The organism is Variovorax sp. H27-G14 (assembly GCF_046156345.1).
In the GTDB taxonomy this organism is placed as follows: domain Bacteria; phylum Pseudomonadota; class Gammaproteobacteria; order Burkholderiales; family Burkholderiaceae_C; genus Variovorax.
On the sequence record NZ_JAYLVN010000025.1, the window covers coordinates 49997 to 76237 of the forward strand.

At 61.7% G+C, this 26241-nt stretch carries 25 protein-coding genes and 5 pseudogenes; 16 read left to right on the plus strand and 14 right to left on the minus strand.

Features of this window, described 5'->3' with window-relative positions; genetic code table 11:
* The first annotated feature begins 82 nt into the window (after positions 1-82).
* Positions 83-268, plus strand: a complete 186-nt coding sequence (locus VLK31_RS32640; RefSeq protein ID WP_409172669.1) for a hypothetical protein — start codon at positions 83-85, stop codon at positions 266-268.
* A gap of 274 nt (positions 269-542) precedes the next feature.
* Here the strand turns inward: VLK31_RS32640 and VLK31_RS32645 are convergent, their stop codons facing one another.
* The 3 genes and pseudogenes from VLK31_RS32645 to VLK31_RS32655 form a co-directional block, all read right to left on the minus strand.
* Positions 543-737 (minus strand): hypothetical protein, encoded by a 195-nt coding sequence (locus VLK31_RS32645; RefSeq protein WP_409172642.1) that lies wholly within the window; start codon positions 735-737, stop codon positions 543-545.
* Positions 738-880: 143 nt separating this feature from the next.
* Positions 881-1074, minus strand: a pseudogene (locus VLK31_RS32650) (transposase domain-containing protein); the annotation flags it as partial.
* A 45-nt stretch (positions 1075-1119) separates the two neighbouring features.
* Positions 1120-1350 (minus strand): hypothetical protein, encoded by a 231-nt coding sequence (locus VLK31_RS32655; RefSeq protein WP_409172643.1) that lies wholly within the window; start codon positions 1348-1350, stop codon positions 1120-1122.
* A gap of 73 nt (positions 1351-1423) precedes the next feature.
* Between VLK31_RS32655 and VLK31_RS32660 the strand changes: the two genes are divergently transcribed.
* The 3 genes from VLK31_RS32660 to VLK31_RS32670 all read left to right on the plus strand — a co-directional run bounded on the left by VLK31_RS32660 (position 1424) and on the right by VLK31_RS32670 (position 3979).
* Entirely contained in the window at positions 1424-1912 is a 489-nt protein-coding gene (locus tag VLK31_RS32660; RefSeq protein ID WP_409172644.1) for a hemerythrin domain-containing protein, read from the plus strand.
* A 605-nt stretch (positions 1913-2517) separates the two neighbouring features.
* A complete protein-coding gene (locus VLK31_RS32665; protein WP_409172645.1) occupies positions 2518-3738 on the plus strand; it encodes a zinc-dependent alcohol dehydrogenase in 1221 nt (406 codons plus the stop codon).
* A 34-nt stretch (positions 3739-3772) separates the two neighbouring features.
* Positions 3773-3979, plus strand: coding sequence for a DUF3606 domain-containing protein (locus tag VLK31_RS32670; protein WP_409172646.1), 207 nt, complete (start codon positions 3773-3775; stop codon positions 3977-3979).
* Positions 3980-4133: 154 nt separating this feature from the next.
* On the opposite strand, the gene VLK31_RS32675 is transcribed toward VLK31_RS32670, so the two are convergent.
* The 5 genes from VLK31_RS32675 to VLK31_RS32695 all read right to left on the minus strand — a co-directional run bounded on the left by VLK31_RS32675 (position 4134) and on the right by VLK31_RS32695 (position 9359).
* Positions 4134-4400: a hypothetical protein gene (locus VLK31_RS32675; protein WP_409172647.1), complete on the minus strand. Its 267-nt coding sequence runs from the start codon at positions 4398-4400 to the stop codon at positions 4134-4136.
* Positions 4401-5053: 653 nt separating this feature from the next.
* A complete protein-coding gene (locus VLK31_RS32680; protein WP_409172648.1) occupies positions 5054-5317 on the minus strand; it encodes a hypothetical protein in 264 nt (87 codons plus the stop codon).
* A gap of 463 nt (positions 5318-5780) precedes the next feature.
* On the minus strand, positions 5781-6491 hold the full coding sequence (locus tag VLK31_RS32685) for a glycosyltransferase (RefSeq protein ID WP_409172649.1): 711 nt from the start codon (positions 6489-6491) through the stop codon (positions 5781-5783).
* 54 nt (positions 6492-6545) lie between these two features.
* Positions 6546-6896, minus strand: a complete 351-nt coding sequence (locus VLK31_RS32690; RefSeq protein WP_409172650.1) for a DUF2934 domain-containing protein — start codon at positions 6894-6896, stop codon at positions 6546-6548.
* Positions 6897-6944: 48 nt separating this feature from the next.
* A complete protein-coding gene (locus VLK31_RS32695; protein ID WP_409172651.1) occupies positions 6945-9359 on the minus strand; it encodes a catalase in 2415 nt (804 codons plus the stop codon).
* A gap of 152 nt (positions 9360-9511) precedes the next feature.
* On the opposite strand from VLK31_RS32695, the gene VLK31_RS32700 reads away from it, so the two are divergent.
* From VLK31_RS32700 to VLK31_RS32720, 5 genes and pseudogenes are all read left to right on the plus strand, one after another.
* Positions 9512-10297: a Crp/Fnr family transcriptional regulator gene (locus VLK31_RS32700; protein ID WP_409172652.1), complete on the plus strand. Its 786-nt coding sequence runs from the start codon at positions 9512-9514 to the stop codon at positions 10295-10297.
* A gap of 1459 nt (positions 10298-11756) precedes the next feature.
* On the plus strand, positions 11757-11987 hold the full coding sequence (locus tag VLK31_RS32705; RefSeq protein WP_409172653.1) for a hypothetical protein: 231 nt from the start codon (positions 11757-11759) through the stop codon (positions 11985-11987).
* A 590-nt stretch (positions 11988-12577) separates the two neighbouring features.
* Entirely contained in the window at positions 12578-13501 is a 924-nt protein-coding gene (locus tag VLK31_RS32710; protein WP_409172654.1) for a Ku protein, read from the plus strand.
* A gap of 19 nt (positions 13502-13520) precedes the next feature.
* Complete coding sequence (locus VLK31_RS32715; protein WP_409172655.1) at positions 13521-14300, plus strand: exodeoxyribonuclease III; 780 nt, start codon at positions 13521-13523, stop codon at positions 14298-14300.
* Between the two features lie 75 nt (positions 14301-14375).
* Positions 14376-14742, plus strand: a pseudogene (locus VLK31_RS32720) (IS3 family transposase); the annotation flags it as partial.
* Between the two features lie 136 nt (positions 14743-14878).
* Here VLK31_RS32720 and VLK31_RS32725 read toward each other — a convergent pair.
* Positions 14879-15256 carry a proton-conducting transporter membrane subunit gene (locus VLK31_RS32725; protein WP_409172656.1) on the minus strand — a complete coding sequence of 126 codons (378 nt, stop codon included), beginning with the start codon at positions 15254-15256 and terminating at the stop codon, positions 14879-14881.
* Between the two features lie 951 nt (positions 15257-16207).
* On the opposite strand from VLK31_RS32725, the gene VLK31_RS32730 reads away from it, so the two are divergent.
* Entirely contained in the window at positions 16208-16597 is a 390-nt protein-coding gene (locus tag VLK31_RS32730; protein ID WP_409172657.1) for a transposase, read from the plus strand.
* Between the two features lie 198 nt (positions 16598-16795).
* A complete protein-coding gene (locus VLK31_RS32735) occupies positions 16796-17275 on the plus strand; it encodes a transposase (RefSeq protein WP_409172667.1) in 480 nt (159 codons plus the stop codon).
* Here the strand turns inward: VLK31_RS32735 and VLK31_RS32740 are convergent.
* From VLK31_RS32740 to VLK31_RS32750, 3 genes and pseudogenes are all read right to left on the minus strand, one after another.
* Positions 17186-17530: pseudogene (locus VLK31_RS32740) on the minus strand (hypothetical protein); the annotation flags it as partial. The gene VLK31_RS32735 and the pseudogene VLK31_RS32740 sit on opposite strands and share 90 nt — an antisense overlap.
* Positions 17531-17648: 118 nt before the next feature.
* A pseudogene (locus VLK31_RS32745) lies at positions 17649-18119 on the minus strand (amidohydrolase family protein); the annotation flags it as partial.
* A gap of 23 nt (positions 18120-18142) precedes the next feature.
* Positions 18143-18853, minus strand: coding sequence for an SDR family oxidoreductase (locus VLK31_RS32750; protein ID WP_409172658.1), 711 nt, complete (start codon positions 18851-18853; stop codon positions 18143-18145).
* Positions 18854-18971: 118 nt separating this feature from the next.
* Between VLK31_RS32750 and VLK31_RS32755 the strand changes: the two genes are divergently transcribed.
* The gene (locus VLK31_RS32755) at positions 18972-19895 is read left to right on the plus strand and encodes a LysR family transcriptional regulator (RefSeq protein WP_409172659.1); all 924 of its coding nucleotides are present in this window, start codon (positions 18972-18974) and stop codon (positions 19893-19895) included.
* Positions 19896-20308: 413 nt separating this feature from the next.
* Here VLK31_RS32755 and VLK31_RS32760 read toward each other — a convergent pair whose 3' ends face one another.
* Complete coding sequence (locus VLK31_RS32760; protein WP_409172660.1) at positions 20309-20542, minus strand: hypothetical protein; 234 nt, start codon at positions 20540-20542, stop codon at positions 20309-20311.
* A gap of 36 nt (positions 20543-20578) precedes the next feature.
* Complete coding sequence (locus tag VLK31_RS32765; protein WP_409172661.1) at positions 20579-21469, minus strand: universal stress protein; 891 nt, start codon at positions 21467-21469, stop codon at positions 20579-20581.
* Positions 21470-21685: 216 nt separating this feature from the next.
* Between VLK31_RS32765 and VLK31_RS32770 the strand changes: the two genes are divergently transcribed.
* The 4 genes and pseudogenes from VLK31_RS32770 to VLK31_RS32785 all read left to right on the plus strand — a co-directional run.
* Entirely contained in the window at positions 21686-22426 is a 741-nt protein-coding gene (locus tag VLK31_RS32770; protein WP_409172668.1) for an AraC family transcriptional regulator, read from the plus strand.
* 235 nt (positions 22427-22661) lie between these two features.
* On the plus strand, positions 22662-24380 hold the full coding sequence (locus tag VLK31_RS32775; protein WP_409172662.1) for a thiamine pyrophosphate-dependent enzyme: 1719 nt from the start codon (positions 22662-22664) through the stop codon (positions 24378-24380).
* 37 nt (positions 24381-24417) lie between these two features.
* Positions 24418-25524: a YihY/virulence factor BrkB family protein gene (locus tag VLK31_RS32780; protein ID WP_409172663.1), complete on the plus strand. Its 1107-nt coding sequence runs from the start codon at positions 24418-24420 to the stop codon at positions 25522-25524.
* Positions 25525-25557: 33 nt separating this feature from the next.
* A pseudogene (locus VLK31_RS32785) lies at positions 25558-25802 on the plus strand (IS630 family transposase); the annotation flags it as partial.
* Positions 25803-26241: the final 439 nt, after the last annotated feature.

Below are 26241 nucleotides of genomic sequence, written 5' to 3' on the forward strand. Positions count from 1 at the left end.
AGCGCAGCGGGCTTCTCCGACGACCGTCTCGCGTATCTGGCGCGCCTTCGGTTTGCAAACGCATCGACAGGAGACGTTCAAGTTGTCGACCGATCCGATGTTCGTCCAGAAGGTGCGCGACATCGTCGGGCTCTACATGGATCCGCCCTTGATGGCGATGGTGCCGCGCATGGACGAGAAGAGCCAGATCCAGGCACTGGGTAATAGTCCGCTGAAGGCCGTCGCTGACGGCCGGGGGGTTCATGGCGTGATGTCGGCTACCTGCTGAAGCAGGCCGAAGCCAACGCACCAGGCCCGGCCATCGCAGTGAACGGTGGCCGTGCGCTGGTTGAGTCGCTTGATCTCGCCGACCTGACGTTTGAGGCCTTGGTCGACGAAGCTCCCTCGCTGGCCGACACGGAAGTCCTCCCACCTGGGGATCTCCGGCGACGGCCTCAGCGGCGCCGCAGGCCCTGCGGACGCTGATCTGGCATCTGATGCGTTCGGCTGTTCCTCGGCCGAAAAGATCGCCGCATACAGCCGCTCAGGCGAGCTTTGCTCGGCTAGTCGACCAGCGTGGCTTGGCGGTCCTTCATGGCCACGATGCGGGTCGCGCGCAGTTGCCAGTGCCCCAGTCCCAGTACTGCATCAGTTGGCCCATGGTGCAGCTGCGAGCGCGTCCGCACGATGCGTCTGGTGTCGGCGATGAGTTGCTCGATGACCCAACTGAGCTGGTACAGCTCGGCGCTGGTGGCCATGGGGAGGTCTTTGATCTGCTCGACACGCATGTCGGCAATTTTGCCAGCAGCAACGCTCAGGCCGCGAGCTTGTCTGTCGGTGCCGGTGCCGGTGCCGATGTCGACGTCGACGTCGACGTCGACGTCGACGTCGTGGGCGTAGCCTAGACGAGCTCGCCGGCGACGGCCCACGGCACAGCCCGTCGATGCGGTTGCTCGGGTGGTCGGCAATACGCTCGAGCACATGTCGCAGGTAGGCCTGCGGGTCCGTTCCGTTGAGCTTGGCAGAGCCGGTCAACGTGTAGATCACTGCAGCGCTACTGCCGCCGGCGTCGGAGCCGAGGTGCAGGTAGTTTCTAGGAGAAGCCTTTGACCGTGTCGTAGTCGTAGCGCGGTGCCAGCGCTACCACGACATGCATACACTTGCCACCGTTCGTTTCAGCCAAGACTCAAGCCTGAGGGCGTTGAGCATGGTTCGCATGACCGTCGCCAATTCCTGGATGTGCTCGCAGGTCGTTTTCTCACCGGGACTGAGGCCGAAAATCATCCGATCAAGCTTGTCGATGGCCTTGGCCGTTGAATTCCATGTGTCAATTCGCCCAACGAGCGATCTTGAAAGCGCCCGACGCGTCATAGAGAAGCGGTCCTACCGTGGCGCTCCGGCTGAACTGCAATCTACGGTACCCCACAACACAGGAGCTCCAACGATGACCGTCAAACGCGCAGCGCCAGATGCATGTTCCTTGCTGGATACGGACCACAAGAACGTCAAGAAAATGTTCTCCGCCTATGAAGAGCTGACCTCCTCCAAATCGGCGTCCGCACGCAACAAGAGGCGCGATTTGGCGATGCAGATCTGCATTGAGTTGACCATCCATACCCAGATCGAAGAAGAAATCTTCTATCCCGCAGTGCGCGAAGCTATCAAGGACACCGACCTGCTGGATGAGGCCAACGTCGAACACGCCAGCGCGAAGGATCTCATCGCCCAGTTGCAGGACGCTACCGAGGTGGACGACATGTTCGACGCCAAAGTGAAGGTTCTTGGGGAATACATTGATCACCACGTCAAGGAGGAGCGGAACGAACTTTTCCCCAAGGCCAGGGCGGCGCGCAAACTCGACCTCGTTGCGATGCGCGAAACGCTCGCGGCCCGCAAGGAAGAGCTGATGGCCGAGATGGCGGTTATGGCTTAGCGCCGGCGACAGCGCAGCCCGCTCGAAGCCGCCTTCAAGGGCGGCTTTGTCACCTACGCGAGAGGTAGATGACAAGCAAGGATGCCGATGAAGGCATGCCGTTGCTGATCCCACCTGATGGTTGCCAGCCAAGACGCGCGAACCGTGTCCATACCAGTCGCGCTTGCTTTCGGCATCCGATCACTCAGGATTTGCGCTTCGCGGGCGGCTGGCCAGAGTCCCCGTCCCCCTTTTTGGCTGCCGGATCGCTTGGCAACTCCGTCGGCGTGCGCCCGTCGGTGTTGGCACCAGTAGTCGGCTTGGGTGTCTTGGTGGGACTGCCCGATGAATGAACGCTTCGTCGCTGAGTCATGAGTTTCTCCGATAGGGGTAAGACGTTCACGATCGCGCCCTGACGAAGCGCGCGTGTAGGCAGGCGTCGCTTCTTGCGCGGGGACTCTCATGATGGCTGAGCGCCGGCAAGCTATCGGCAATGGCGGCGCGGCGCGCACGCCGACTGCTTGTGTTCCTACAACTAGGCTGGATTCCTCGACCTAATTTTCGAAGTTGGGGCAGCCCATCAGTGCATCTGCTCACCACTTCCAACCCTCAAAGGAACGCGCGCCATGAAAGCCCTGACCTACCAGTCCTCCAAGAAAGTCAGCGTCGAAACGGTACCCGACCCGGTGCTGGAACAGGAAGACGACGTGCTGCTGCGCGTGACCGCTACGGCCATTTGCGGCTCCGACCTCCACATCTTCCGCGGCAAGATTCCCGACATGGAGTCTGGCGACATCCTGGGCCACGAGTTCATGGGCATCGTGGAGGAAACCGGCAAGGGCGTGACGCGCCTGAAAAAGGGCGATCGTGTGGTCGTGCCCTTCACCATTGCCTGCGGCCAGTGCTTCTTTTGCAACAAGACGCTGTTCGCCGCCTGCGAGACCACCAACCCTGGGCGCGGGGCCATCCTCAACAAGAAGAATGTGCGCTCCGGCGCCGGGCTCTTCGGCTACTCGCACCTATACGGCGGGTATCCCGGCGGGCAGGCCGAATATGTGCGCGTGCCCAAGGCGAACGTGGGTCCGCTGGTGATCCCGCCGGGACTGGCCGACGAGCAGGTGCTGTTTCTCTCGGACATCCTGCCCACCGGCTACCAAGCGGCCGTGAACGGAGAAGTGGGGCCGGGCTCCACGGTGGCCATCTTCGGCGCCGGGCCGGTCGGCCTTATGGCAGCGGCTTCGGCGAGGCTGCTGGGGGCCGAGCGCATCTTCATGGTCGACGAACACGCCTATCGGCTCGAGTTCGCACGCGCCACGTACGGCGTTGAACCGATCAACTTCAAGGACATCGACGACCCCGCAGGCGCCATCATCGAGCGCACCGATTTCCGCGGCGTCGATGCCTCCATCGACGCGGTCGGCTTCGAGGCCAAGGGCAGCATGCTGGAGACGGTGATGACCGACCTCAAGCTGGAAGGCTCGAGCGGCAAGGCGCTGCGCCAGGCCATCGCCGCCACGCGCCGCGGCGGCGTGGTCAGCGTGCCCGGCGTGTACGCGGGCTTCATCCACGGCTTCCTGTTCGGGGATGCCTTCGAGAAGGGCCTGACTTTCAAGATGGGCCAGACGCATGCGCAGCAGCACATGCCCAAGCTGCTCGAACACATCCAGGCGGGCGACCTGAAGCCCGAAGTAATCATCACCCACCACATGACGCTGGAAGACGCGGCGCGCGGCTACGAGATCTTCGAAAAGGCGGAGGAGGAGTGCCGAAAGGTTGTGCTGACGCCTTCTGGGCCGCGACCCCTGGCGCCTCCCGCCGCCGACGCCGAGCGGACGCTGCCGCTCTGAGCGGAACTTCTTTCATCAGCAAACAGGAGACCTCATGACAAATCCGAACGAATCCCCGACACCGCGAATCGACAAGGACGACGCAGCGCAAGCCGAGCGATGGACGCGCGAATTCGACGTGTCCGACGAACAGCTGGCTGAGGCCATAGCCAAGGTCGGCGACAAAGCGGCCGATGTGGAGCTGTACCTCAAGGGCAGCCGCAGCTCCACCAATGCGGACGCCGCGGCAAAGGCGAAGTAGCGCTTCAGCCACTGGCGCCATGGGGCCCCAGTGTTTAGGGCTGCGGGTCGGAACCCATCGCGCTGGAAGCCGCAACATGCGTGTTCGCGACGGTGGCGCAGGGCCGGCAGTTGCTACGCGGCCATCCGCGCGCGCAGGCGATCTGCACGAGTGCTTAGAACTGGCCTCGCCCATCGCCAGTGCGGTCGTGGACCCAGCGCATCGCCTGTTGCTCTCCGTGCCGAATGGCCTCCGCCGCGGTGCTGTAAACGATCTCTTCCGTATCGTTCGGAAGTTGCGTTTCTTCCTCATCCGCGGGCGTGAGAACAAGAATGACGACAGGGCGATAGCCGCCTCGCTGCTCATCCACGCGAAGTTCAAATCGGAAGCCGCGGTATTCCAGGGAGTGGCCGTCGGAATTGGGTATGTTGTCGTTTGTCATGGGTGTGCCCTCGCGAGATGAGCGAAGCGTGCGCTACCGTCGGCGAGACGGGCTGCAGGAATGCGGGGGCTGAGTCTGAAGGACGGGGCCCCGAGCGAACCCGAGGTTGGCGGCGTGGTCGAAGTCGCGCCCCCCGATTCGCGGCGAGGAGGCGCGAGGTCGAGCACTTGTCCGATGGAAGCAGGTGGGCCGAAGGGTCGCTTGGTAAACGCCGACAAGCCGAACGTCACGCTCGTCGCGTACGCGGCGATCGCGCATGATGGGCGTGCTCGCTCTACGACTTCGTGCTGATTCATGTTGGCCTTCAGCGGACCGAGCCGCTGGAGACGGTCAGGCCGGCGAACATTGTCTAGCGGGTGCCGGGGCTGCGCTGCCGCGGTTCGTCATCGGCGCCCCTGGTGATGGTGGCAAGGCCACCGTCGGCAATGGCACCCAAGTGAGCTTCTTGGCGGCCGCCCGCCACGGTGCTCGATGACGCTTGGCAGGCCGCGAGGTCACAGCGGAGGCGTGGACTAGGGCCGACCCGGTTTGCGACTGCGCTACGCGTCGAACCTCTATGCGGCTCAATGCGTCGACCCGGACAGGCACAAGCTCTGCTTCGTCCACGACGGTTGTAATGCTCGGCTGAGAGCACGGGCGGCATCGACTATCCATCATCGAGCTGCATTCATTCGCCGATTTTCGACGATCTCTTCGAGCACTTCTTCAAGGGTCGACCAAGTCGGAAACAAGATCGCGTTGTCCGAAGAACTCCAGCGACCGCCGGCGGAAATTAGTTGCGCGGCGAGTTCTCTGTTGGCTCCCACGAGGGCAGATTGTGACCACCCAATTCTTGGCAAGGTTTCTCGCACTTCGCAGCCCAGTTGAGTTGCCAGTTTTTGGGCGCGCAGTCCGCTCCGACCTGCAGGAGAAAGCATGACAGTCCTCCAATTTCTCGGCTTCAGGTGCTGTGATCGCTAGCAACACGAGCCTCCCATTCCTCGATGAACTGGTTGGCGCGAAACTGCAAGCGGGCTTGGGCTGCCTCTCGGCTGCCTTGAAGTGCAAGAACGAAGACACAACGAGTCTCTTTGCCTTGCCGCAACTCTGCCTTCCCCGAGACCGCACCGTCGAAGTTCTGCGTCAGCACGACATCGCAGTGCCAGCCGACAGGAAGATCGAGGTCGAGACAATGACGAGGCATAGCAAAATGATAGGCTTTCTAGCTAGTCGCAGCCGGTTTTCCATGGCTCCCATGGTTTTTTGACGCTTGGCCAAAAGGCTCGTTTCTGCCTGGACGGAGATCGCGCGTATCGTGTTTCGTAAGGCTGCATTGGCTGTTCGCTGCGGCTTTTCCGCGATGCCGCGGTGTAGTGGAGTCGAGGGCCCAGTGCGCGCATGTCAAGCGGGCACAGCCAAAGTCTGACCTGGAGCCGCCGCCTCGGCAATGCGCTGCGCGACCGCGTTCAACAGCGCGTCCGCGAACCCGCCCGTTGCTCTCGCGTCAACACGGGCACTCGTTACCACTCGGGGCAGTGAGCTCCACGCGACCTGTCGACCGGCAGCGACCAGCGCGGCGACCAACGCCTCGTCTTCTCCGCAAGCGAGGTGCCTAAAGCCGCCGACCGCACGGTATGCCTCGGCCGACACGCCGAGGTTCGCACCGTGCACGTGACGATGGCCATCGCGATCAAAGTACGTTTCACTGAAATGCGCCTTCAGCAGCTCGGCGTTGGCACCGTGCGGCGACCAGTCCTGAACGCCGACCGTGCCACAGACCACATCCGCCTGCAATGCAAGCTGATTCACCAACCATGCCTCGGAGACCTCGGTGTCCGCGTCGGTGAAGGCGAGCCAGCGGGCGCCACGTTCCAGCATCGCCTGCGCGCCTGCCGCGCGGGCCATGCCCACGTTGCGCGCCTGAACGCTCAACATCATTGCACCGGCGGCGGCCGCCGCCACGCACGTTGCGTCCGTACAGTCGTCGAGCACGACAACCGTTTCCACGGGCTCACCCCTCAAGGCAGGATGTTGCGCAGCGCGAGTGACGGCGACAAGGCAGTTGCGGATAACTTGCTCCTCGTTGTGTGCCGGGATGACGATGCCGATCATGGGGGTACCTTCGCTGCAGGGCTTCTTCTGGGTTGTACGAGGAAATATTGCTTGCTATGCACCGCTGCTGCTGCGCACCTGCGCCTCGGCCTCCAGCCAATCGCTCGTCTCATCGCCTGGTCCGCCGTTGCGCCGCAAATATGCTTCGTAGGCGGCCCGTCGGATCGCGTCATCGGGCGTGTCATTGCCCAATGGGGACACGGTCGAATCGGCCTGGCCTTCATTGGACCCATCGGCCGGCGAACTTTCCACGTTGGTCTGTTCGACTTCACCAGGGTAGCCGTGCGGCTTGTTTGCTTCCCGCCCCATTTGGCTTCCCTCCACCGGGCTGTCCTGACCCACGGCCCGGGCTTGGTCAATGTTCACCGGCGACATCTGCGTTTGACCACCACTTTGCTTCATCATTTGCTCCTTGGTTGGCTCGCCTCCCTAAGGGGGCGAGGTATTGCTCGATTAGACTTTTGGCGGGTCGTTTTCACGCCCAAAGTGACGGTGCGCGCCCATCGCGGCAATGAAGGACGCAATGCCCTCGTCTGCCCCTGCAGCATCGACCAGGATGAGACCAGGGTCCACTGCGCCGTCAGGCATCGTCAGCGGGATTTGGGCTTCGCCCAGCAGGGCCTCCGAGGCGCCGAAAGCCAGAATGGTCTTGCAGTGCCAATATTGGTCGCGCAGGAATTCGAGAGTGTGAGCGTCTGCGTCGAGCGCCTCGACCGCCTTAGCGCCGTCAGGCAGTACCAGCGCGTCAAAGAGGAAGCCCGGTGAGTTTTCCATCGTCGCATCGGCTTCGAACTTCTCTCCGCCTGCGCCGACGTAGGTGCCGAGCCGAGCTGCAATCAAACGCGGAATTGCACCCGCTGCAAAAAGGGACGAAACCAGCTTCTGCAAGGATGCGCCTTCGACGCCATGGTCGATCAGCACGGCTACCTTGCGCGTGCGAATGCCGCCGTCACCAGGCCGCGCCATCAGGGACAGCGCCGGCGATGCCTCCACCTCAGGCGCGGCCGGCGTTTCGAGCGCTTTGGACAGAGGTGCAGGCAGATCCATGCCGAGGTCCTGTGCCACCCGCTGGGCGAGGTCGGGCGCCGCGTTCAACAAGCTGGCGACGACGCGCTGTCGGATTGCAGGCACTGTGACCTTGGACAACTCGAAGCGAAACGCATTGCCGATGTGTGCCTTCTCGACGTCGGTCTGGCTCTCGAAGAACAGCCGCGCCTGCGTGTAGTGGTCTGCGAATTTCTCGGGCTTGATCCGCACCTTGTCTGCGCTTTCTGTGGCGTCGATGCGCCGGGCCACGCTCATGAAGCCCTGTGCTGCGCCTGCTTGGAAGGGGCAGCCGCCTGCCAATGAGTTCGGCTCGTAGGCAACGCGGCCACGGTTGATAGCTTGGCGGTGCATGCCGTCACGCTGGTTGTTGTGCACCTGCGCTATCGGTGCGTTGATCGGCAGCTCGTGAAAGTTGGGCCCGCCCAGGCGGCTGATCTGCGTATCGACGTAAGAGTGAATGCGCCCCGCCAGCAGCGGGTCGTTGGTGAAGTCCAGGCCCGGCACGATGTGCGCCGTGCAGAACGCCACCTGCTCCGTCTCGGCAAAGAAGTTGTCCGGGTTGCGGTTGAGCACCATGCGCCCAACGATCTGCACAGGCACCAGCTCTTCGGGAATGAGCTTGGTCGCATCGAGGATGTCGAAGCTGAACTGCTCCGCCTGCTCTTCCGTGAAGATCTGCAGGCCCAGCTCCCACTCGGGATACTCGCCAGCTTCGATAGCCTCCCACAGGTCGCGGCGATGAAAGTCCGGGTCCGCCCCAGAGATCTTGACGGCCTCTTCCCACACCAGCGAATGCGTGCCGAGCTTGGGCTGCCAATGGAACTTCACCAGAAAGCTCTCGCCTGCCTCGTTCACCAGGCGGAAGGTGTGAACGCCAAAGCCTTGCATCATTCGGTAGCTGCGCGGAATGGCGCGATCGGACATCTGCCACATGAGCATGTGCGTGGACTCTGGCATGAGCGACACAAAGTCCCAGAAGGTGTCATGCGCGCTGGCTGCCTGCGGCATCTGGTTGTGCGGCTCCGGCTTCACCGCGTGCACGAGGTCGGGGAACTTCATCGCGTCCTGAATGAAGAACACCGGTATGTTGTTGCCCACCAGGTCCCAGTTTCCTTCGTCGGTATAGAACTTCACGGCAAAGCCGCGCACATCGCGCGCGGTGTCCTTGGAGCCGCGTTCACCGGCCACCGTAGAGAAGCGCACGAACACCGGCGTGACCTTGCCGGCCTCCTTGAATGGCGCGGCCTTGGTGTACTTGGTCAGCGGCTCGTAGGCCTCGAAGAAACCATGGGCGCCCGAGCCGCGCGCGTGAACGATGCGCTCCGGAATGCGCTCATGGTCGAAGTGGGTGATTTTCTCGCGCAGGATGAAGTCTTCGAGCAAGGCTGGCCCGCGCGCGCCTGCCTTGAGAGAGTTCTGGTTGTCGGCAAGGGGCACGCCTTGGTTGGTGGTGAGCACTTGGCCGGTCGAGTCGACACGCACGCGGTCGAGCGTCCCGATCGCGGCGTTGAGACCCTCCGGAACTACGGAGCCCGTTTTGTCGGAATCGTTGATCTCTGACAGCGTGCTCGCACCGGGCAGCCGCGACGGCGGTGCGACCGTCACCCCGGCCGGACTGACCGCCGCGTTAGCCGCGCCGTATTCCAACGCCTTGTTTACGTTGGCAGGCATGCCAGCGGCCATAGCTTGGGTGTCGATTGCTTTCTGGGCGGGTGCGTCGCCCGCACCCGCCGCAGGCGGTGCCGGTTGCGAAGGCGCGCTGTCGGTGTTGCGCGCCGCGGCACGTGCCGCGACGAGTTCGGGGGTGTCTTTCTTGGCCATGGTGGGGTGTTCTTTAAGGAGGTACGGGGAAGGCGGGCGTTGCGCAGGGTATGGACCGCAGTGCGCCTTTTTCTGTAGGACGCAATCCATCTGCACCGCAAGCTGCAAATTCAGGTCCAAACTTAATCTGGGTTAATGCAGCGACGAAAAACATGTCGCACGATGGCGCCCTCGCCCGATCTATGCAGACAAAGTCCGTACTCCTGAACCGCACCACCTCACTGTCCGACGCCGAGCGGGGCCGGCTGGAGGCGGCGATCGCCAGCGTCCGAACATTTCGCGCGGGTGAGACAGCGGTGCGTCAGGACACGCAGGTCCAAGTGAGCTTGCTGCTTGTCGAAGGTTTCATGACGCGGCACGTGGACGCGCTCGACGGCAAACGACACCTTGTGGCCGTGCATGTACCGGGCGACTTCGTGGACCTGCATGCGTTCACATTGAAGCAGCTAGATCACGACGTGGGCGCGCTCACCGATGTGAGCGTCGCGGTTTTTACGCATGACGCGTTGGAGAAAATCCTGATTGATGACGCCGCGCTGGCTAGGCGCCTCTGGTTCATCACGATGCTCGATGCCGCGCAGCATCGGCAGTGGATTTATCGACTTTCCAGCCTCACGGCGTTGCAGCGTGTGGCTCACTTTTTCTGCGAGACCCATGCCCGGCTCCTTGCGGTCGGTCGGTCACGCGGCCATGGGTTCTCGCTCCCGATGACGCAGTCGGACATCGGCGAGGTGTGCAGTTTGACGAACGTGCACGTCAATCGCGTCCTGCGAGACCTGCGCGAGATGGGGCTATGCCAGGTTCGCTCATCACAAGTCCAGATCCTTGACCTCGCGGGGCTGGTGAAAGCTGGCTTGTTCGAACCCGGATACCTTTATTTGAATGCTCACGTGGCCGCGCAGGCGGTTGGACACATTGGAGAGTCTCATGATGGATAACAAGTCCGCGCTCAAGCCTCGTGAAGACGCTGGCGTCGCCACGGCGGTCGATGGCGTGGTGGTTCTGGACGGTCCTGATGGAGTAGCTGTGACGATGACTGCGGACGCTGCCGCCCAAACGGCAAACAGCCTGCATGCCGCTGCAAACGAAGCTCGTCGGCACGCTGACGCGGGTCCCGGCGATTCGGATGGAAGCGGTGCCGGACCATGAGCTTTCATCAGTCCACACGACCACTTACAAGGTCGGATGAGGATCGGCCGTCCAGTGCGTCTAGGCCGCCAAAGGCCTGGAGCCTAGGCAAGCGTCCAGGCTTGCGTGTACTTGCAGTGCCGACATCGGCTGGCTTTGGTCAAGCTGCGCATGTCTAGAGATTTTCGGCCCTTAGGCGATCAGGTAGCGACGCCGCCCTCGTGCATCCGCCCTTTCACACCTCCGACCGCGGACCTAGTGGCCGGTCTTTGCAGCGCGAACGACTGCGGCTGTCGTTAGAAGAATGCCGGCAACCAGCACGGCGATTGCCAACAAACCTCTCGGCGTGACTTCCACTCGCGCCTCGATTTGCAAAGGGTTCGTGTTCAGAACGAACGCCGCCTTTTGAGAGGTAGCCGAACGAAGGTCGCGTGGTTGTCGTGGTTGTTGTTCCAAACTTGTCTCCTAGTTTGGCGAGCCAGCGGTGCTAACCGATGGCGTCGCGCTCGGAACTGTGAAGAGTTTTAAAAATGTGTGCGCATCAACTGGTGTCAGGCCCGAGTCACGCTCTCTCATGACGGCGAGATGTAAAAGCGCGATCGTCGCCAGCAGCGTCAAAACTGCAACGAGCAACCAAAATTCGCCTCCGGGTCCACGGCGGCGAGATTGCCGGCGAGGGTTGTTCATTATTTAACCTCTTTGCTTGAAAGTGTTTTGAGGTGACGGGTTAGTTTTCTTTCCTGCGAGTTTTCCCATAAGAACAAGCCTGGCATTGCAATTAAATGCGCTATGGAAACTAGAAGCCCGAATGCAAATGGAGCAACTGCCATGAGTGGGAATGCGGCAGTTCAGAAAATCGTGCGACATATTTTTCGATTGCCTGGCATATCAATCTCCACCTTTTCCTTCTGAAAGCCTTCCATGGCCTTTTGCCCTGTATGCAGTCAAATTTTTCTCTAGAATTTAAAGTGCGGAACCGTTTCAAAAAGTAAACAGCCAATTCCCTTTGGAGGTCGTTGCCTCATGAGTTCTATGAACGGGTACAGACTCAGAAAAAAGATGATTTCTATGACGTCTGCACTCCTACACAGCCCAGTCTTAGATCGCGTCGCTGTGGTTTGCTTACAATCTCACGGTTGCGGCCTCTGGCAAGCGACAGATAGCCCGTCCACGATGAAGACTCAGCGCTCATCGCATTTCGATGGGTCGGCATCCCCCGCACTGCACACCGGTTTGGAAATTTAAGAAGCGTAGATAGTTAGGGAAGCAATGGACGAGACTCTCGATCTGATTCAATGGGCAGCATTCGCACTGTCTCTGCTTGCGGCGTGGCTTGTCGCATCCACGAGGGAGCATCGCAGGAACATCGGTTTCTGGGTGTTCCTCCTCAGCAATGTGGCTTGGACCGTCTGGGGCATGCACACGTCGGCCTATGCGCTCATCGCCCTGCAAGTATGTCTCGCGGCGCTGAACATCCGCGGCCTGTCGAAGACGAAGTAGTGCGATTTGAAGGACAGTCTGGCCAAGCTCGCGACTAGTTCGAAAGGTGTAGGGCGGGGAAGATGGGAAGTGCGACGTGTCTGGAAGAGGCTTAAGCCCTATATCCGAAACTCGAAGGGAGCGGCCTTGCTCACGCGCAAACACCTGACTTTCCTACGTCGCCCGTTCATTGATAGACCGACACCGGAGGGTATGAAAAACTCATTACTCCACACGGCTGGCCAAACGTTCGTTTGCTGCGTCTTGGGAGCAGCTACTGCAGGTCAGGCGATTGCTCAGTCCACTGGTAATCCCAAGGGAACCGCTGCGCCAATTTCCAGTGACGCGCAAAAGGCGCCGGCGGTACGGCCGCCCACTGGCGGATTCGGCGAAAGTGGAAAGATCATCACCGACGAGAGCACAGCGAGGGCGCGCACCCAGACAGGCAAGCCGCCAGCTTCCATCGGCGACGGCAAGGCGACCCGTGACGGTGAGCCCGGTAAGTTCGGCAGTGGGTCCACCGCTGGCGGCGCCGCCCCGTCTGCCAAGCCAGTACCTCAGTAATGGCCGCTGGAGGGCGGTCAACTGATCGTTTTTTAACAAGGATTTCCATGGCCACCAGCAGCAGAACCCTGTGGAAGGGCGCGATCACGTTCGGCCTCGTCCACATTCCCGTGGGCTTGCACACTGCCAGCATCGAGCAGGGAGTCGACTTCGACTGGCTCGACAAGCGCAGCATGGACCCCGTGGGCTACAAGCGCATCAACAAGAAGACGGGCAAGGAGATAGACAAGGACAACATCGTCAAGGGCGTGGAATACGAGGACGGCAAATACGTGGTGATCTCCCCCGAAGAGATCGAGGCGGTGTATCCGCGCACCACGCAGACCATCGAGATCCAGCGCTTCATCGACGCCAACGAAATTCCGTTCGTATTCTTGGAGCGCCCCTACTACGTCGCGCCGATCAACAAGGGTCAGAAGGTTTATGCGCTGCTGCGCGAGGTGCTCATCAAGACCGGCAAGGTCGGCCTTTCCAAGGTGGTGATCGCGACAAAGCAGCACTTGGCCGTGTTGGTGCCTTCGGGCAAAGCGCTTGTTTTAAACCTCCTGCGCTGGGGCGACGAAGTGAAGACGCTCGAAGGGCTCGACCTGCCTGCGGCCGGTGTCAAGGGCGCCAACGTCACCGCCGCCGAGATGAAGATGGCCGAGCAACTGGTCGGCGACATGTCGGGCAAGTGGAATCCCGACGACTTCAAGGACGAGTTCAAGCACGCGGTGATGAAGATCGTCGACAAGAAGGTCAAGGCCGGTCACACCGAGACGGTGATCCAACCAGAGGAAGAGTCCCCCGGCGATTCCGCGCAGATCATTGATTTGACCGAGCTGCTCGCGCGAAGTTTGAAAAGCGGGAAGAGCGCAAAGGCTCCCGCGAAGGGCACGGCTTCGGCGAAGACCGACGGAAAGGACAAGCGACCAGCCCGCAAGGCTGCGGCGAAAAAGGCCTCACCTGCAGCCAAGCGCAAGGCTGCTTAGGCGGTGCGCAAAGCGGATCGTGCGCGTAGCCACCTACAACATCAACAACGTTGTCGCGCGACTTCCTCAGTTGCGCGCGTGGCTTGAAGTGACCAAGCCCGACGTGGTTTGCCTACAGGAGCTGAAATGCGTCGAATCGAATTTTCCTTATGAAGAGCTCGCCGCCCTGGGCTATGAGGCGCTTGTGCAAGGGCAGAAAACATGGAATGGCGTAGCAATCCTTGCTCGAGGGTTCACCCCTTTGGAAATACGCCGACAGCTACCAGGCGACGCGGCGGACAAGCAGAGTCGTTACCTAGAAGCAGCTGTCAATGGCATCGTGGTGGCGTGCCTCTACCTTCCTAACGGCAATCCCTGGCCGGGCCCGAAATTCGACTACAAGATGGCTTGGTTTGATCGCCTGCATAGCCATGCGTCGACACTAATCCGGTCCGGCCATCCTGTAGTGCTAGCAGGGGACTTCAATGTCGTCCCCACGGACGACGACATCTATTCGCCAGCGTCTTGGAAAGACAACGCGCTTTTGCAGCCAGAGCCGCGCGCAGCGTTCGGAAAATTGATGAAGCAGGGGTGGACTGACGCGCTCAAGCCTAAGCGGGGCCAGGCGACCCCGTACACGTATTGGAGCTACCTTCGCAACAGGTGGCCACGTGATGCGGGCTTGCGCATCGATCATCTTCTGGTAAGCAAAGCGCTTCTGCCGCGGCTGGTATCCGCTGGCGTTGACAAAGCCGCGCGTGGTCTGGAAGGGGCCAGCGACCATGCCCCAGCATGGATAGAACTGGATCACCCTGCATAGCGCACGCGATTCAAGCGAGTCTCTCCGGATCCGAAAAGGCCATGGCGTCTAGTCGGTACTCGCATCGATAAATAGCTCCCCGACATCTCGCAGTTCCACATTCCTGCGGGGCAAGGTGTACTTGTCGCCCTGAATCGACTGCTTCGATGGCAAGGTGGTCACAGTTGGCATGCGTCCAGACGCAGCTCAACACGATGCTGAATGCCGCCATCGAAACGATCCACAGCACCAGTCAGCCTGTTCATTCGGATCACGGCGCCCACACCGCTGGCTTGGATGGCTGGCACGCACCGCGGATGCCGAGCTGACGCGTTCGATGTCTTGCAAAACCTGTTCACCCGACAATGCGGCTTGCGAGGGCTTCTTGGGTCGATTGAAGATCACATGGTTCTATCCTGGTAATTGGCAATTAACCGTCGAGCAATTCGTTGAGGCCTGGGACTGCCGACGACCACTAGCAATGTCTGGGCGGAGGGAACGCCCGCAAGAAGAATGCCCACGCGCAGCAGCATGAATCGGCCCAGATTCACAACGCCCGCGTGAAGAAGTGCCGACACTGGCGTGGACGCCTCCATGACCTAAATGAGCCAGCCGAGCACAGGTGGCTGGGCGCATTTAAGCAGGGCGCTCACTGCCAAGCACAACGCTGCGGCCATTGCGAGGTCGGGCAGTTGCGCTCCAAGATTGACTTGCGCAAACAAGTTTTGAGCGACGGCGACCGCCCGATCGATCTCAAGGGTTCTGTACGACCATCCAATGCACACCACGCCCGCGAGCATGAACAGGTCACCCAAACGGCTAGCGAGAAACTTCTTCTGCGCAGCAATCAAAGCCTGAGGTCGGTGCCGGAAAAGGGTTAGCAGGCCGTGCAGTGCGAGGCTGGTCGCAATCCAAGCCACCGCGAGGATGCCGAGGTTGTTCGTGCGCTGCGGCGCCGTGCGCCAGACGCCAAGCACCAAAGGGCTCTCAGTGATTTGGACCCCCATTTGGCCCTCGACGTGCCACTAAGCTTGAGGCTGGGGCTATTGCGTAGAACAGGGCGGGCAGGACGAGCAGAGCTGCGCGCCAGGGCGCACTTTGCAGTTGACAGAGACAGGGCGGTTGTTGAAACGAGAGCCTATGGACGTGCTCGTTAAAAATGAGTGATGCTCGCAAGCTCGGGTCGGCAACTTGGCGCGCTCGCGATAACTATTCCGATCCCTATTGCTGTACTGACATAATTGAAATTGGCCAATTCACCTTTCTGATGTGGTTAAACTCTCAAACCTTAGAAATTAGCATTTAGGAAATCAGGATTTTTTGGTTAAAATCCTAGCGGCCTTGGTTTACGCGAGACAAACCTTGGTCTGTGAGGTACTCATGTCCATCCATGTCAACGGCGATTAGACCGTGCGAACTCAGCCGACTTGAAGACTTCGCTGGTTCTGCAATAGCTCTAGCCCCACGAGACAACCGCGGAGCGGATTTTAAAGCTAGTAGCTTTTGCCACTGCTCGTCATTCAAACGAATCTTTTAGGCCATAAAGGTTTACCTTGATGTTGCTCAAGAGTGTGGTTTCAAACTTTGTTCTCGGTTGCGAACTGCGTCGGATAGCAAACCTCTCAGACCTGATCACCCAATATCTGAGGAATAAGCGCGAACGTCGCTGACCAGGGCTAAGCCTTAAATGTAGGAATTTTAAACCGCTCTTGGAGATGCAGGACAACTGCTTCCAAGAGTGCGTTCGGCAAATCGGCCCTTGGCACGCGCAGCAACGCGCGCGCAGGTAATAACTCGTGGTCGTACGCTCCAAGCAATCAGACAGCCGGCCCCAACTGCGCCTTGACCAATGCTACGTAACCGGCCAGCCATGGCATCTTGAACCGGCCCGCTGACCCCGTAACGATAGCGTCCACGAACAATCGCGAATGGACATGATGACTACGGCGTCCAAGAGACGGCGCCTGGAGCGCAGCCCGGAATTGAAGGCCATGGTGCTGGCCGAATGCGAGCGGCCCGGCGCATCGGTGGCGAAGGTGGCCATGGCCCACGGCGTCAATGCCAACCTGGTTCACGGATGGCGGCGACTCGAGCGCGAACGACGCCAGGCGGCAAGCGCGGCGCTCGACCAGGTGAGGGACGCCGCCGCAGCGCGTGCCGGCGACACGGTGGGCTTCGTGCCGGTCATGGTGGAGCAATCAACGAATGGGGCCACCATCGAGATCGAATTTCGCCGGGGCTCGCTGACGATGAAGTCGACCTGGCCGATGACGGCGGCGGCGCAATGCGCGGCCTGGGCCCGCGAGATTCTCCGGTGATCCGCATCGATGCCTTGTGGCTCTCTGTCGAACCAATGGACATGCGCGTCGGCGCCGAGCGGTTGCTCGCGCAGGTCGTGCAGGTGTTCGGTGGGGCCCGGGCCCATCACTCATCGCCACGTCCGCGGCAAGTGGGTGTGCAGGTGCTGCCAGACGTTGATCCAGACGCCGGTCGACCCGCAACTGATCGCCAAGGGCATGCCGGCGCCCGGCCTGGTCGCGCACGTCTTGGTCAGCCGCTTCGTCGACCACATTCCGAACTACCGCCAAGAGACGATTAATGCGCGCTCCGGCGTGCACACTCCGCGTACGACACTGGCGTCGTGGTCCGGCGCCGCCGGCGCCGAGCTCGAGCCGTTGGGCGAGGTTCACAGGGCGACACTCGACAACCTCGCGAAGGGAGTCTGCTCCCTCTGCGAAGCAGTGTTTAACCGCAAGTGCCAACCGAGATCGGTCTTGCTGGCGGGGCACGGATGCATAAAGTCGACGAGGTCGTCAGGCGACGGCCTTTGCCGTCAATCGAAGCTAGTTGCCATGAGCGAAGGCTGCCTTGTCGGCCCCGGCCAGACCGCAGGCGTCGAGGAACCTCCTGGCGTCTCCGCCGGAATGGTACTGATATGGAAAGTCGGTCGGGAAGAGCAGCCGCTCATGTCCGACGACTGCGGCCGCCCGCTCTAGGTAATGCGGCAGGAACATGCCGCTGGCGGTAACGTAGAGATTGCGGCGGAGGTAGGTCACGATGGGCTGCTCGAGGCCGGTGAACCGATCCATGGCGGCGAGCCGCTCCGCATAGAACAGCACCAGTTCGCCCCAGTGCCCCAGAATTAGCTGCAGACCCGGAAGGCGATACGAACGTGCCCGCGAGCAGGAGACGGATGAACTGGATGCCGGCGTCATAGTGCCATCCGAGGCCGAACGTGGCGAACGCGGCATACACCGTCGGACTGAAGCCCGAGTAATAGGCCTCCCGCACGGGCATCGGCGGTGTTCGCAGATGAATCAGGATCGGTACGCCGAGCTTCACAGCCGACTCGAAGATCGGCGCGAAGTTAGGGTGGTCGAGATGGCGCGCGCCGACTCGTCCGCATAGCATGGTGCCGGTGAAGCCCAGCGATTCGATGCAGCGTTCCAGTTCGCGCGCCGCATCTTCCGGCTGTGCGACTGGTAGCGTCGCGAATGCCTGCAGGCGCGTCGGATGACGTGCAACGGCTTCGGCCAACGCGTCGTTGATTCGCCTGGCTATGTAGACGCTCTCAGGCCCGAGGTCGTGCAGCGAAGGCGTCGTGAGCGACAGCACCTGGACGTCGAGGCCCGTCTCGTCCATCAAGGCAAGTCGCTGCTCCGCAAGGTCGAGGAGCCGACCTTCGATCGCTCCTGAATGGAAAGCGACGCTGGGATCGATGGCGGCCGGGCCGAGCGCGTGCCAGTCATCTCGAACTTCGGCGGTCAGGAAGTGCTCCTCGATGCCGATCAGCTTCGTTGAGGAGGGCTCGGGCTGTGCGGCTGCGTCGTCGGCAGGCATGGAGTTCCGCCTTCCTGTCGCGCTCACCACAACACCGCCTTTCCCTTGCGATCGACATAGTGCAAACCGGACTTGCCCTGCTGCTCGATGACGACGTCGACGATGTCCGGAATGGTTTCCTCCATCGAGAAGGGCGCGCTCGGGCCGCCCAGCGCGGTGCGAATCCAGCCGGGCGCCATCAGCAGAAGCGATCGAGGGCTCCCCACGTGGCGAGCGGCATAGCTGCGCATGAACATGTTCAGCGCCGCCTTTGACCCGCGATAGAGCTCGTGGCCACCCTTCTCGTTGCTGGCCACGCTACCCTGCCCGGACGACATGATGCCGATCAATCCGGCGTCGTCGACGAGTCCCTCGAGCGTCTCGATGGCGCGCATGGGGCTGAGCGCGTTGGTCACCATGACATGGATGAACTCCTCGGTCGAGATGTCGAAGATCGTGTCTTCCGCACGCCGGTTCTCGGTGCCCGCGTTGACGAACAACGCATCGAAGCGATGCGGAGCAAGTCGTTCACGCAGGGCGACAAGCTGATCCGGAACGGTGATGTCTACGGATTCGACAGTGAGTTGGTCGGGGTGTTGATCGGCGAGGTCATCCAGCTCGGTGCGGGCGTCGCCGCGAACCGTGCCGACGACCTGCCATCCCCGCTTCACGAACTCGTCGGCCATCGCATGGCCAAGGCCGCGCGATGCGCCGACTAGGAGAATCGAAGGGGTCAAGGAATTCGAAGTGTTCATTGCTGTCTTGCGGAGTGGTGTGCACGAAGTATGAAAGTGGGCCCCGCACGGGACCAGACGTACAGCCTGCACAATCAAGTTGCACTCGACGCCATGTCGATCTCGGACAAACTCGGCCATGAACGACGTTGACTTGAACCTTCTGCCTGCGCTGGACGCCTTGCTCACGGAGGGCAGCGTGACGGGCGCGGCGCGACGGCTCGGCCTGAGCGCCTCGGCGATGAGCCGTACCCTGGCGCGGCTGCGCTCGATGACGGGAGACCCGCTTCTCGTTCGCGCGGGCGTCGGTCTGGTGCCGACCCCACGGGCGCTTGCCATGCGAGAACAGGTGCGAGAAGTCGCTCGGGACGCCCGCGCACTACTCGGCCGGGAGACTACCGAGATCGACCCCGCAGCGCTGGAGCGCACGTTCGTCGTGCGAGCGAACGAAGGATTCGTCGCCCTCTTCGCAGCGCCCTTGGTGGCAACAGTGATCCGGGCGGCGCCTCGCGTTCGACTTCGATTCGTGCCGAGGCTGGTCAAGGACGCGCTCGGGCTTCGCGACGGTCGCGTCGACCTGGAGATCGGCGTTCTTGGAAAGTCAGGGCCGGAGGTACGAACCCACGCCATCTTCCGGGATCGCTTCGTCGGCGTGGCGCGTGTCGGCCACCCGCTGCTGGACACTCAGGTGACTGCTGCGAGCTTTGCGCAATGCCTTCATGTCGTTGCATCGCGCAAGGCGGTGGTCCATGGTCCCGTAGACGATGCCCTGGCGGAACTTGGCTTGCGACGCACGATCGTGGCGGTGGTCGCTGGCTTTCCCGACGCTCTGCGCATCGCGCGCGATTCAGACGTCGTCGCGCAGGTGCCGCGCAGCCTGGTCCGTGCAGACCGGCCCAGCGCGGCGGCGCTCGTCGAGGGTCTTGAGGTCTTCGAGCTGCCAATGGCGCTACCTGAAATCGTGATCTCGGCCATGTGGCATCCCCGGCTCGACGTTGACCCCGCGCACCGCTGGCTGCGCGAGACAGTCACCGCCGTGTTTCGTGCATCGCCGGTCGTGTGACCTCGCCAGGGCGTCTGCTTCGCAGCGGGGAGTGGTCTCCCGCCATTGCGCGCTCCGAACGCCAGGTATCGGGCAGCCCATTCGTAACGCCGACCGACTGCTGTGGGTCGGGAACTGCCCGCCGCGTCCCGGCCTTAAGCGTCAGCAATGCGAAGGACAGCGGCCGTTGGGCGCACCCCGAGCCCTTACGTCAAGATGCCGTGCCCGGTCGCTTACTTATGTTCGGCAGCGTGGCCGAACGCCTGCTGAAACTCAGTAGCGTCGATGTCTTAGTCGTGCCGCATGGGTTTCGGCCATCCCCCTCGCGTGGACATGAGGGCGAGCCGCAGGCCAGGAGGCGTGTGCGCGCGGGAAGGCCGCCGATAAGGCTGATCAGGCTCGAGGCTCGAGGCGCGACGGCGGCGCGCCTTGCTTTACCTCTTCTGCCATTGGGTCACCGCGCCATCCCGTGGACGTGTGTCGGCAAGTCTGGCACGGCGACGTTCTGTATCAGCGTCGAGCGCCTTGGCAGGCGCTTCATTTGCACGCGATACCTGTTCCGACACTTCTTTTAAAACGCTGGGGTCCGGCTCGCCCGTCGCGGGGTCTTCGGCCGCAACGATGCCGGGATTGTGAATGACTCCATTTTTCTCTTCGCCTTTATTCATCGTTTTTCCTTATTTTTTGAAACATGTGCCTCGAATCTAGTTTGAGGCGATTGCAGATGAGCGCGCCGGCGCAGTCTTTGGATGAGGCGAGTGGCAGGGAACGACGAGGACGTCCGCCGCGCACCAGACCAAAATTCGCTTTGCCACACTGCCGCACAAAAGATCGAGCAGTGCGCAAGAGCGGCGCTTGCCGACAACGACAAGGTCAGCGCCGGCATGCGATTGCTGCAGCGTTGCATGCCAGGCGGGATCGCCATCACGCAAGACGGTCGTCACGCGGCGGTTGTGTCTCCTTGCGCTGCCGGCAATGCGAAGCAGTTGCTCGTGCGCCTCCAGTTTTCTTCGAAGCAGGTAGGCGCGCAGGATGCGATCCGGCATCTCCGCATCGCGCAGCGGGTTCGAATGCAGTGGGCGTATGGAATGGAGGATCTGGAGTTCGCTGTTCTCCTCGAGGTGGCATGCAAGGGCTATGAGGTGGGTTGCCGAGTATGAGAGGTCCACCGCCACCAGCAGGCGTTCATAGTTCTCGCGCGCATTCGGTTGCGCTTTCAGGATAAGCACGGGGCTGTCGCCGACACGAATGAGTTGCTCTGCCAGCGAACCGCGCCAGAGCGAGCGAAGCCCAGGGCGCCGTTCGTGCTTCAGCACAACGATGCTTCGCCGGGTGGCCTCGGCAATGTCCGAGACGCGGGTTGCGCGATCCGGGAGTACGTTGGCAAGCACACCCAGCCCGTCCACGGCAGAAGTTGCAATCGCCTTCAATTCAGAGGCCCTCGGCGCGCGGGACGGGGCCACCAGCGAACTGATATCCATCACCTTGAGCGCCACGCCATGTTTCAGGGCGAGCATGGCCGCACGGTAGACGATCTGCGGCGACTCTGGCGACATGTCCACGGCGGCGACGATGCTGTCGAAAGTGGAGGTCATGACTCACGTCTCACAGGCGCGTTAGCCAAGCGTGCAAAAGTCGAGTTATCGGGCAATGCTCTTAGCGATCTCATGGGTTCGTGCAGTGCAAAACCCGAGGTTATCGCGCGGTAGGATTTCGGACTAACGATAAGGGAGCGTGCAGTGTTGACGAAAGGACAAGATTCAGAAGATTCAAGGGCGGTTCTGGCCGAACTCAGAACGCTGCCACGGCCTGTGTTCGGACATGCGGAGTCGCTTTCCAACGCCGTTCTTGGCTACCGGCACCGCCACCCATGGGTTCAATTCGCTTATGCGGTCCGAGGGGTGCTCGAGGTCCAGACTAGCGCTGGTCGTTTTGTTGCGCCGCCTCAGCGTGGCGTCTGGATTCCAGCAGGCATCGCCCATCGCGTGTGGACGACCGCACATACGTGCGTTCGCAGCCTGTACATCGATGGAGGAGGAAGCACCGCATCGCCGGCGCGTTGCCGAGTGTTGGAAGTCAGCCCCTTGCTGCGGGAGCTTGTCAGCGCTTTCAGCTTGATGCCAGTCGAGTACGCAGCCGGAAGCGCGGGTGAGCGCTTGGCCAACGTGCTGCTGGACCAACTCACGGCGGCACAGGAGGTCGACCTCATGCTGCCTATGCCGGCGGACGCACAACTGCGCCAGCTTTGTCGTAGCGTCCAGGCACGGCCGGGCGAGAAAGTCAGCCTGCGTGATTGGAGCAAGCGCTTCGGCGTTTCGGAAAAAACTTTGAGTCGGCGCTTCATGCGCGAGACTGGGCTTACCTATCGCGCTTGGTTGTTGCGAATGCGGTTGCTCGGCGCGCTCCCTGGACTAGAGCGGGGCGAGCGCGTGACAGATGTTGCGCTGGACTGCGGCTACGAATCGCTATCGGCGTTCATCGCGGCTTTCCGCAAACTCTTCAGTGCAACGCCTGGAGAATTTTTCAATCGCGCGGTTGAAAGGCACTTTTGAACTTGGCGAGAGTCGTCCCACGCGTGTCTGGAGGGCGTTCCCTGGTGCGCGAAGCCCTAGGCGGGGTTGCGTATAGGCGGCGGTGTGAGTGTGCAGTTGTCGGCGCGCTTGGCTTGGCATTTTGCAGGTCTCTGTAACGATGCGGCGAAATCCTACCGAGATGGCCGTATCTCGCCCACGGGAATTCCAGGCCCGGGCCGTACGCTTTTTGAATCGCAGCAACAGACTCGCTAGCATGGCCCACCGCAAAGTCGCCGATCTCGTCATCGAAACCCTCAAGCATGCCGGCGTCAAGCGCTGCTATGGCATCGTGGGCGACACCCTCAACCATGTGACCGATGCAATTCGTCGTAGCGGGATCGAGTGGGTGCATGTGCGCCACGAGGAGGCAGCCGCCTTCGCTGCCGGCGCGGAGTCTTACCTGTCGGGCGAGCTCACCGCCTGCGCCGGCTCGTGCGGGCCTGGGGGCCTGCATTTCATCAACGGGGTTTTCGAAGCCAACCGCAACCGCGCGCCCATGGTGCTGATCGCCAGCCAGATCGTCACGACCGAACTGGGCATGGACTTTCCGCAGGAGGTGGATTTCAAATCGCTGTACGCGGGTTGCAGCGTGTTTTGCGCGCAGGTGCATTCGGCCGACCAGGCGCAGCGCGTGACGGCGCTGGCAGCCCAGGCGGCGTTGTCGCGCGGCGGCGTGGCGGTCGTCATTCTGCCGAGCGACATTGCGCAGACCCAGGTGAAGGAGGGCCTGACCTTTGCCGTGCACCGCACCGCGCCCGTGGTCCGGCCGAACGACAACGAACTCGGACAACTGGCCGCGTTGCTCGGCCAGGGCAAGAAGATTGCCATCTACGCCGGGCACGGCTGCGAAGGCGCGCACGAGATGCTGCTGGCACTCGGCCAGTGCCTGAAGGCACCGATCGCCCACACCTCGCGCGCCAAGGACTTCGTGGAGTACGACAACCCGTTCAACATGGGCATGACCGGCATCTTTGGCGTGGAGTCGGGCTATCGCGCACTGCAGGAGTGCGACACGCTGCTGCTGCTGGGCGCCGACTTTGCCTGGAGCCAGTTCTATCCGTCCAAGGCCACCATTCTGCAGATCGACACGGACGGCAGCCACCTGGGGCGGCGCCATCCCGTCACGCTGGGCTTGGTGGGCGACGTGGCGCACACCATCGAGGCGCTGATTCCGTTGCTCGAAGAACGCAGTGACCGAAGCTTTCTGGACGAATGCCTGCGCCACCGCAAAGACGCGGTCGAGACGCTGCGGCGCGATGAGCGCCCCGGCAAGGAAGGGCTTATTCATCCGCAGCACCTGACGCATGTCATCGATGAACTCGCGGCCGACGATGCCATCTTCACCGCCGACGGCGGCAGCCCGATGGTGTGGTCGCTGCGCCACCTGCACATGAACGGCCGGCGGCGCACGCTGGTGAGCTTGCTGCACGGAACCATGGCCAACGCGATGCCGCAGGCGCTGGGCGCGCAAAAGGCCTACCCAGGACGACAGGTGATTTCCCTCTCCGGCGACGGCGGCATCGCAATGCTGCTGGGCGACCTGATGACCGCGGTGCAGGAGAAGCTGCCGATCAAGGTCGTGGTCTACAACAACGCAAGCCTGAACTTCGTGGAGCTCGAGCAGAAGGTGGAAGGCCTGCTCGACAACTACACCGACTTGCTGAACCCGGACTTTGCGCGGCTGGCGGAGGTGATCGGCTTCTACGGCCAGAAGGTCGAGCGCGCCGAGCAGTTGCCCGATGCCGTGCGTGCCTTCCTGGCCCACCCGGGGCCGGCGCTGCTGGATGTGAAGGTCAACCGCACGGAGTTGGTGATGCCGCCCAAGGTGGAGTTCAGCCAGGTCGCGGGCACCATGCTGTATTCCGCCAAGGCCGTGCTCAGCGGGAGGTCGTCGGATGTGGTCGACCTGATCAAGGACAACTTCACGGAGTAAGGGATAAGGGCGCTTGTCGTCAGAAATGGAAGCAACCGTGACCACCGCCGTTCCGTCGTCGAAGCTGGTTCAGCTGTATCGGCTGTGCAGGGATGCCGTGATGGCGTGGATCGACGACTTTGCGCCGAGCATGGGCGCAGCCATTTCGTACTACACGATGTTTTCACTGGCACCGTTGCTGGTGATCGTGATCGCCGTGGCAGGCGCGTTGTTCGGTGCCGAGGCGGTGCAGGGGCAGATCGCGGCGCAGTTGTCGGGGTTGATTGGTCGAGAAGGCGCTCTGGCAGTGCAAGGCCTGATCAAGAGCGCGAGCGAACCTTCACGGGGCCTGGTCGCCGGGGGCGTGAGCATCGTCGTTCTGGTCGTCGGTGCGACCACGGTATTCGCCGAACTGCAGAGCTCGCTGGACCGCATCTGGCACGTGCCCGAGCGCGTGAAACCCAAGGGCATCTGGGGCATTCTGCGGGCGCGCGTGCTGTCGTTCGGCCTGATCCTTGGGTTGGCGTTCTTGTTGATGGTCTCGCTCATCGTGAGCGCGGGTCTGGCAGCTTTTGGGAGCTGGAGCACCGGGTTTTTTCCAGGGTGGGAACTGCTGCTGCAGTCGATCAACGTGCTGGTGTCCCTGGGCATCCTCACGCTGCTGTTCGGGATGATCTTCAAGTTCATGCCGAGCGCGCCCATCGCATGGCATGACGTGTGGATCGGGGCGGTGGTGACTGCCGTGCTGTTCGAGGTTGGCAAGGTGCTGATCGGGCTGTATCTGGGAAAGAGCGGCGTCAACGAATCCTTTGCCGCCGCCGGCTCGCTGGTCGTACTTCTGGCGTGGGTGTATTACGCCGCGCAGATCTTCTTGCTAGGTGCGGAATTCACCAAGGTGTATGCCGACGCACATGGCTCCGTGGCGGCTGCCAAGGCGCAACAAGCCACGGATACCGCGGCGTTGCAGGCCAAGGCAGGAACGGACAAGGTGGTTGTAGACGGCGACGAACTCGCACGCGTCGAAGACGTGCAGCGCAGGGTCGAGAAGAAGACACGCAAGGCCACAGCCAAGCTCGTGAATCAACTGATCGCATTGGCCGTGGTCACCTTTGCGAGCACCGTGATCCGACGTCGCCGTCGCAAGCCACTGCGGAGAGCCGACTGATACGTTCAGCGTCTTGCAATGGAGAAACGCCCGTTCGTCGAACATCGCTTGGACGGCCTATTGGATGCGCCACGCTCCGGTGCCTAGAACCATCGATGATGCCCGCGTCGATGCAGTGATCGCCAGGACGGGCGCGCGTGCCGCGCGGGGCGACGCACTGGAGCACCCCCACCATGGCCAGCGCAGCCGGGCTTTGGCAGACGGCCATCACGCGTATGTGGCGCGACTTCGGTTTGCAACCGCATTTCCAGGAAACGTTCAAACTCTCAACCGATCCGAGGCGCAAGCCCATTTCGAACATGTAATGGCGCGTAGCGGGATGCGGCTCGTGCGCGTGAAGAAGATCGCAGGCGCGCGCTCAGTGCTGCGGCAGCCTGGCGCCGTCGGAGATCGTCCGTGTCCTGTACGCTATGGGAGTCGGCATGCTGTCGGCATGGGCCGGGACGCTACCTGCAGCATTGACACCTCGGCGCTGTGCTTCGATCTGTTCATGGCGGGCGCGAGTGCGGAGGGCGCCTTCTCGACAAGGGCGCGTGATCAATCATTGCTATTTGTGTGTGCGTTCGAACGGAACTGCAGCCGAACTTGAATGTCGGCGCCGGTTGAATCTTGACCCACCCTGCCGGTTGAACTTTGACCCGGGGATGGAAGCCGGCATCGTGGAAGCCGGCTGTGCATAACTCTAGCGTCTTCCTCCTTTCTTGACTTCTTTATTGA

What these genes read in the sequence shown, in the direction of transcription:
- VLK31_RS32645 (WP_409172642.1), bottom strand. Translation starts at nt 737, where the DNA reads ATGGCCACCAGCGCCGAGCTGTACCAGCTCAGTTGGGTCATCGAGCAA.
- VLK31_RS32655 (WP_409172643.1), bottom strand. Translation starts at nt 1,350, where the DNA reads ATGACGCGTCGGGCGCTTTCAAGATCGCTCGTTGGGCGAATTGACACA.
- VLK31_RS32660 (WP_409172644.1), top strand. Translation starts at nt 1,424, where the DNA reads ATGACCGTCAAACGCGCAGCGCCAGATGCATGTTCCTTGCTGGATACG.
- VLK31_RS32665 (WP_409172645.1), top strand. Translation starts at nt 2,518, where the DNA reads ATGAAAGCCCTGACCTACCAGTCCTCCAAGAAAGTCAGCGTCGAAACG.
- VLK31_RS32670 (WP_409172646.1), top strand. Translation starts at nt 3,773, where the DNA reads ATGACAAATCCGAACGAATCCCCGACACCGCGAATCGACAAGGACGAC.
- VLK31_RS32675 (WP_409172647.1), bottom strand. Translation starts at nt 4,400, where the DNA reads ATGACAAACGACAACATACCCAATTCCGACGGCCACTCCCTGGAATAC.
- VLK31_RS32680 (WP_409172648.1), bottom strand. Translation starts at nt 5,317, where the DNA reads ATGCTTTCTCCTGCAGGTCGGAGCGGACTGCGCGCCCAAAAACTGGCA.
- VLK31_RS32685 (WP_409172649.1), bottom strand. Translation starts at nt 6,491, where the DNA reads ATGATCGGCATCGTCATCCCGGCACACAACGAGGAGCAAGTTATCCGC.
- VLK31_RS32690 (WP_409172650.1), bottom strand. Translation starts at nt 6,896, where the DNA reads ATGATGAAGCAAAGTGGTGGTCAAACGCAGATGTCGCCGGTGAACATT.
- VLK31_RS32695 (WP_409172651.1), bottom strand. Translation starts at nt 9,359, where the DNA reads ATGGCCAAGAAAGACACCCCCGAACTCGTCGCGGCACGTGCCGCGGCG.
- VLK31_RS32700 (WP_409172652.1), top strand. Translation starts at nt 9,512, where the DNA reads ATGTCGCACGATGGCGCCCTCGCCCGATCTATGCAGACAAAGTCCGTA.
- VLK31_RS32705 (WP_409172653.1), top strand. Translation starts at nt 11,757, where the DNA reads ATGGACGAGACTCTCGATCTGATTCAATGGGCAGCATTCGCACTGTCT.
- VLK31_RS32710 (WP_409172654.1), top strand. Translation starts at nt 12,578, where the DNA reads ATGGCCACCAGCAGCAGAACCCTGTGGAAGGGCGCGATCACGTTCGGC.
- VLK31_RS32730 (WP_409172657.1), top strand. Translation starts at nt 16,208, where the DNA reads ATGGACATGATGACTACGGCGTCCAAGAGACGGCGCCTGGAGCGCAGC.
- VLK31_RS32735 (WP_409172667.1), top strand. Translation starts at nt 16,796, where the DNA reads ATGCCGGCGCCCGGCCTGGTCGCGCACGTCTTGGTCAGCCGCTTCGTC.
- VLK31_RS32750 (WP_409172658.1), bottom strand. Translation starts at nt 18,853, where the DNA reads ATGAACACTTCGAATTCCTTGACCCCTTCGATTCTCCTAGTCGGCGCA.
- VLK31_RS32755 (WP_409172659.1), top strand. Translation starts at nt 18,972, where the DNA reads ATGAACGACGTTGACTTGAACCTTCTGCCTGCGCTGGACGCCTTGCTC.
- VLK31_RS32760 (WP_409172660.1), bottom strand. Translation starts at nt 20,542, where the DNA reads ATGAATAAAGGCGAAGAGAAAAATGGAGTCATTCACAATCCCGGCATC.
- VLK31_RS32765 (WP_409172661.1), bottom strand. Translation starts at nt 21,469, where the DNA reads ATGACCTCCACTTTCGACAGCATCGTCGCCGCCGTGGACATGTCGCCA.
- VLK31_RS32775 (WP_409172662.1), top strand. Translation starts at nt 22,662, where the DNA reads ATGGCCCACCGCAAAGTCGCCGATCTCGTCATCGAAACCCTCAAGCAT.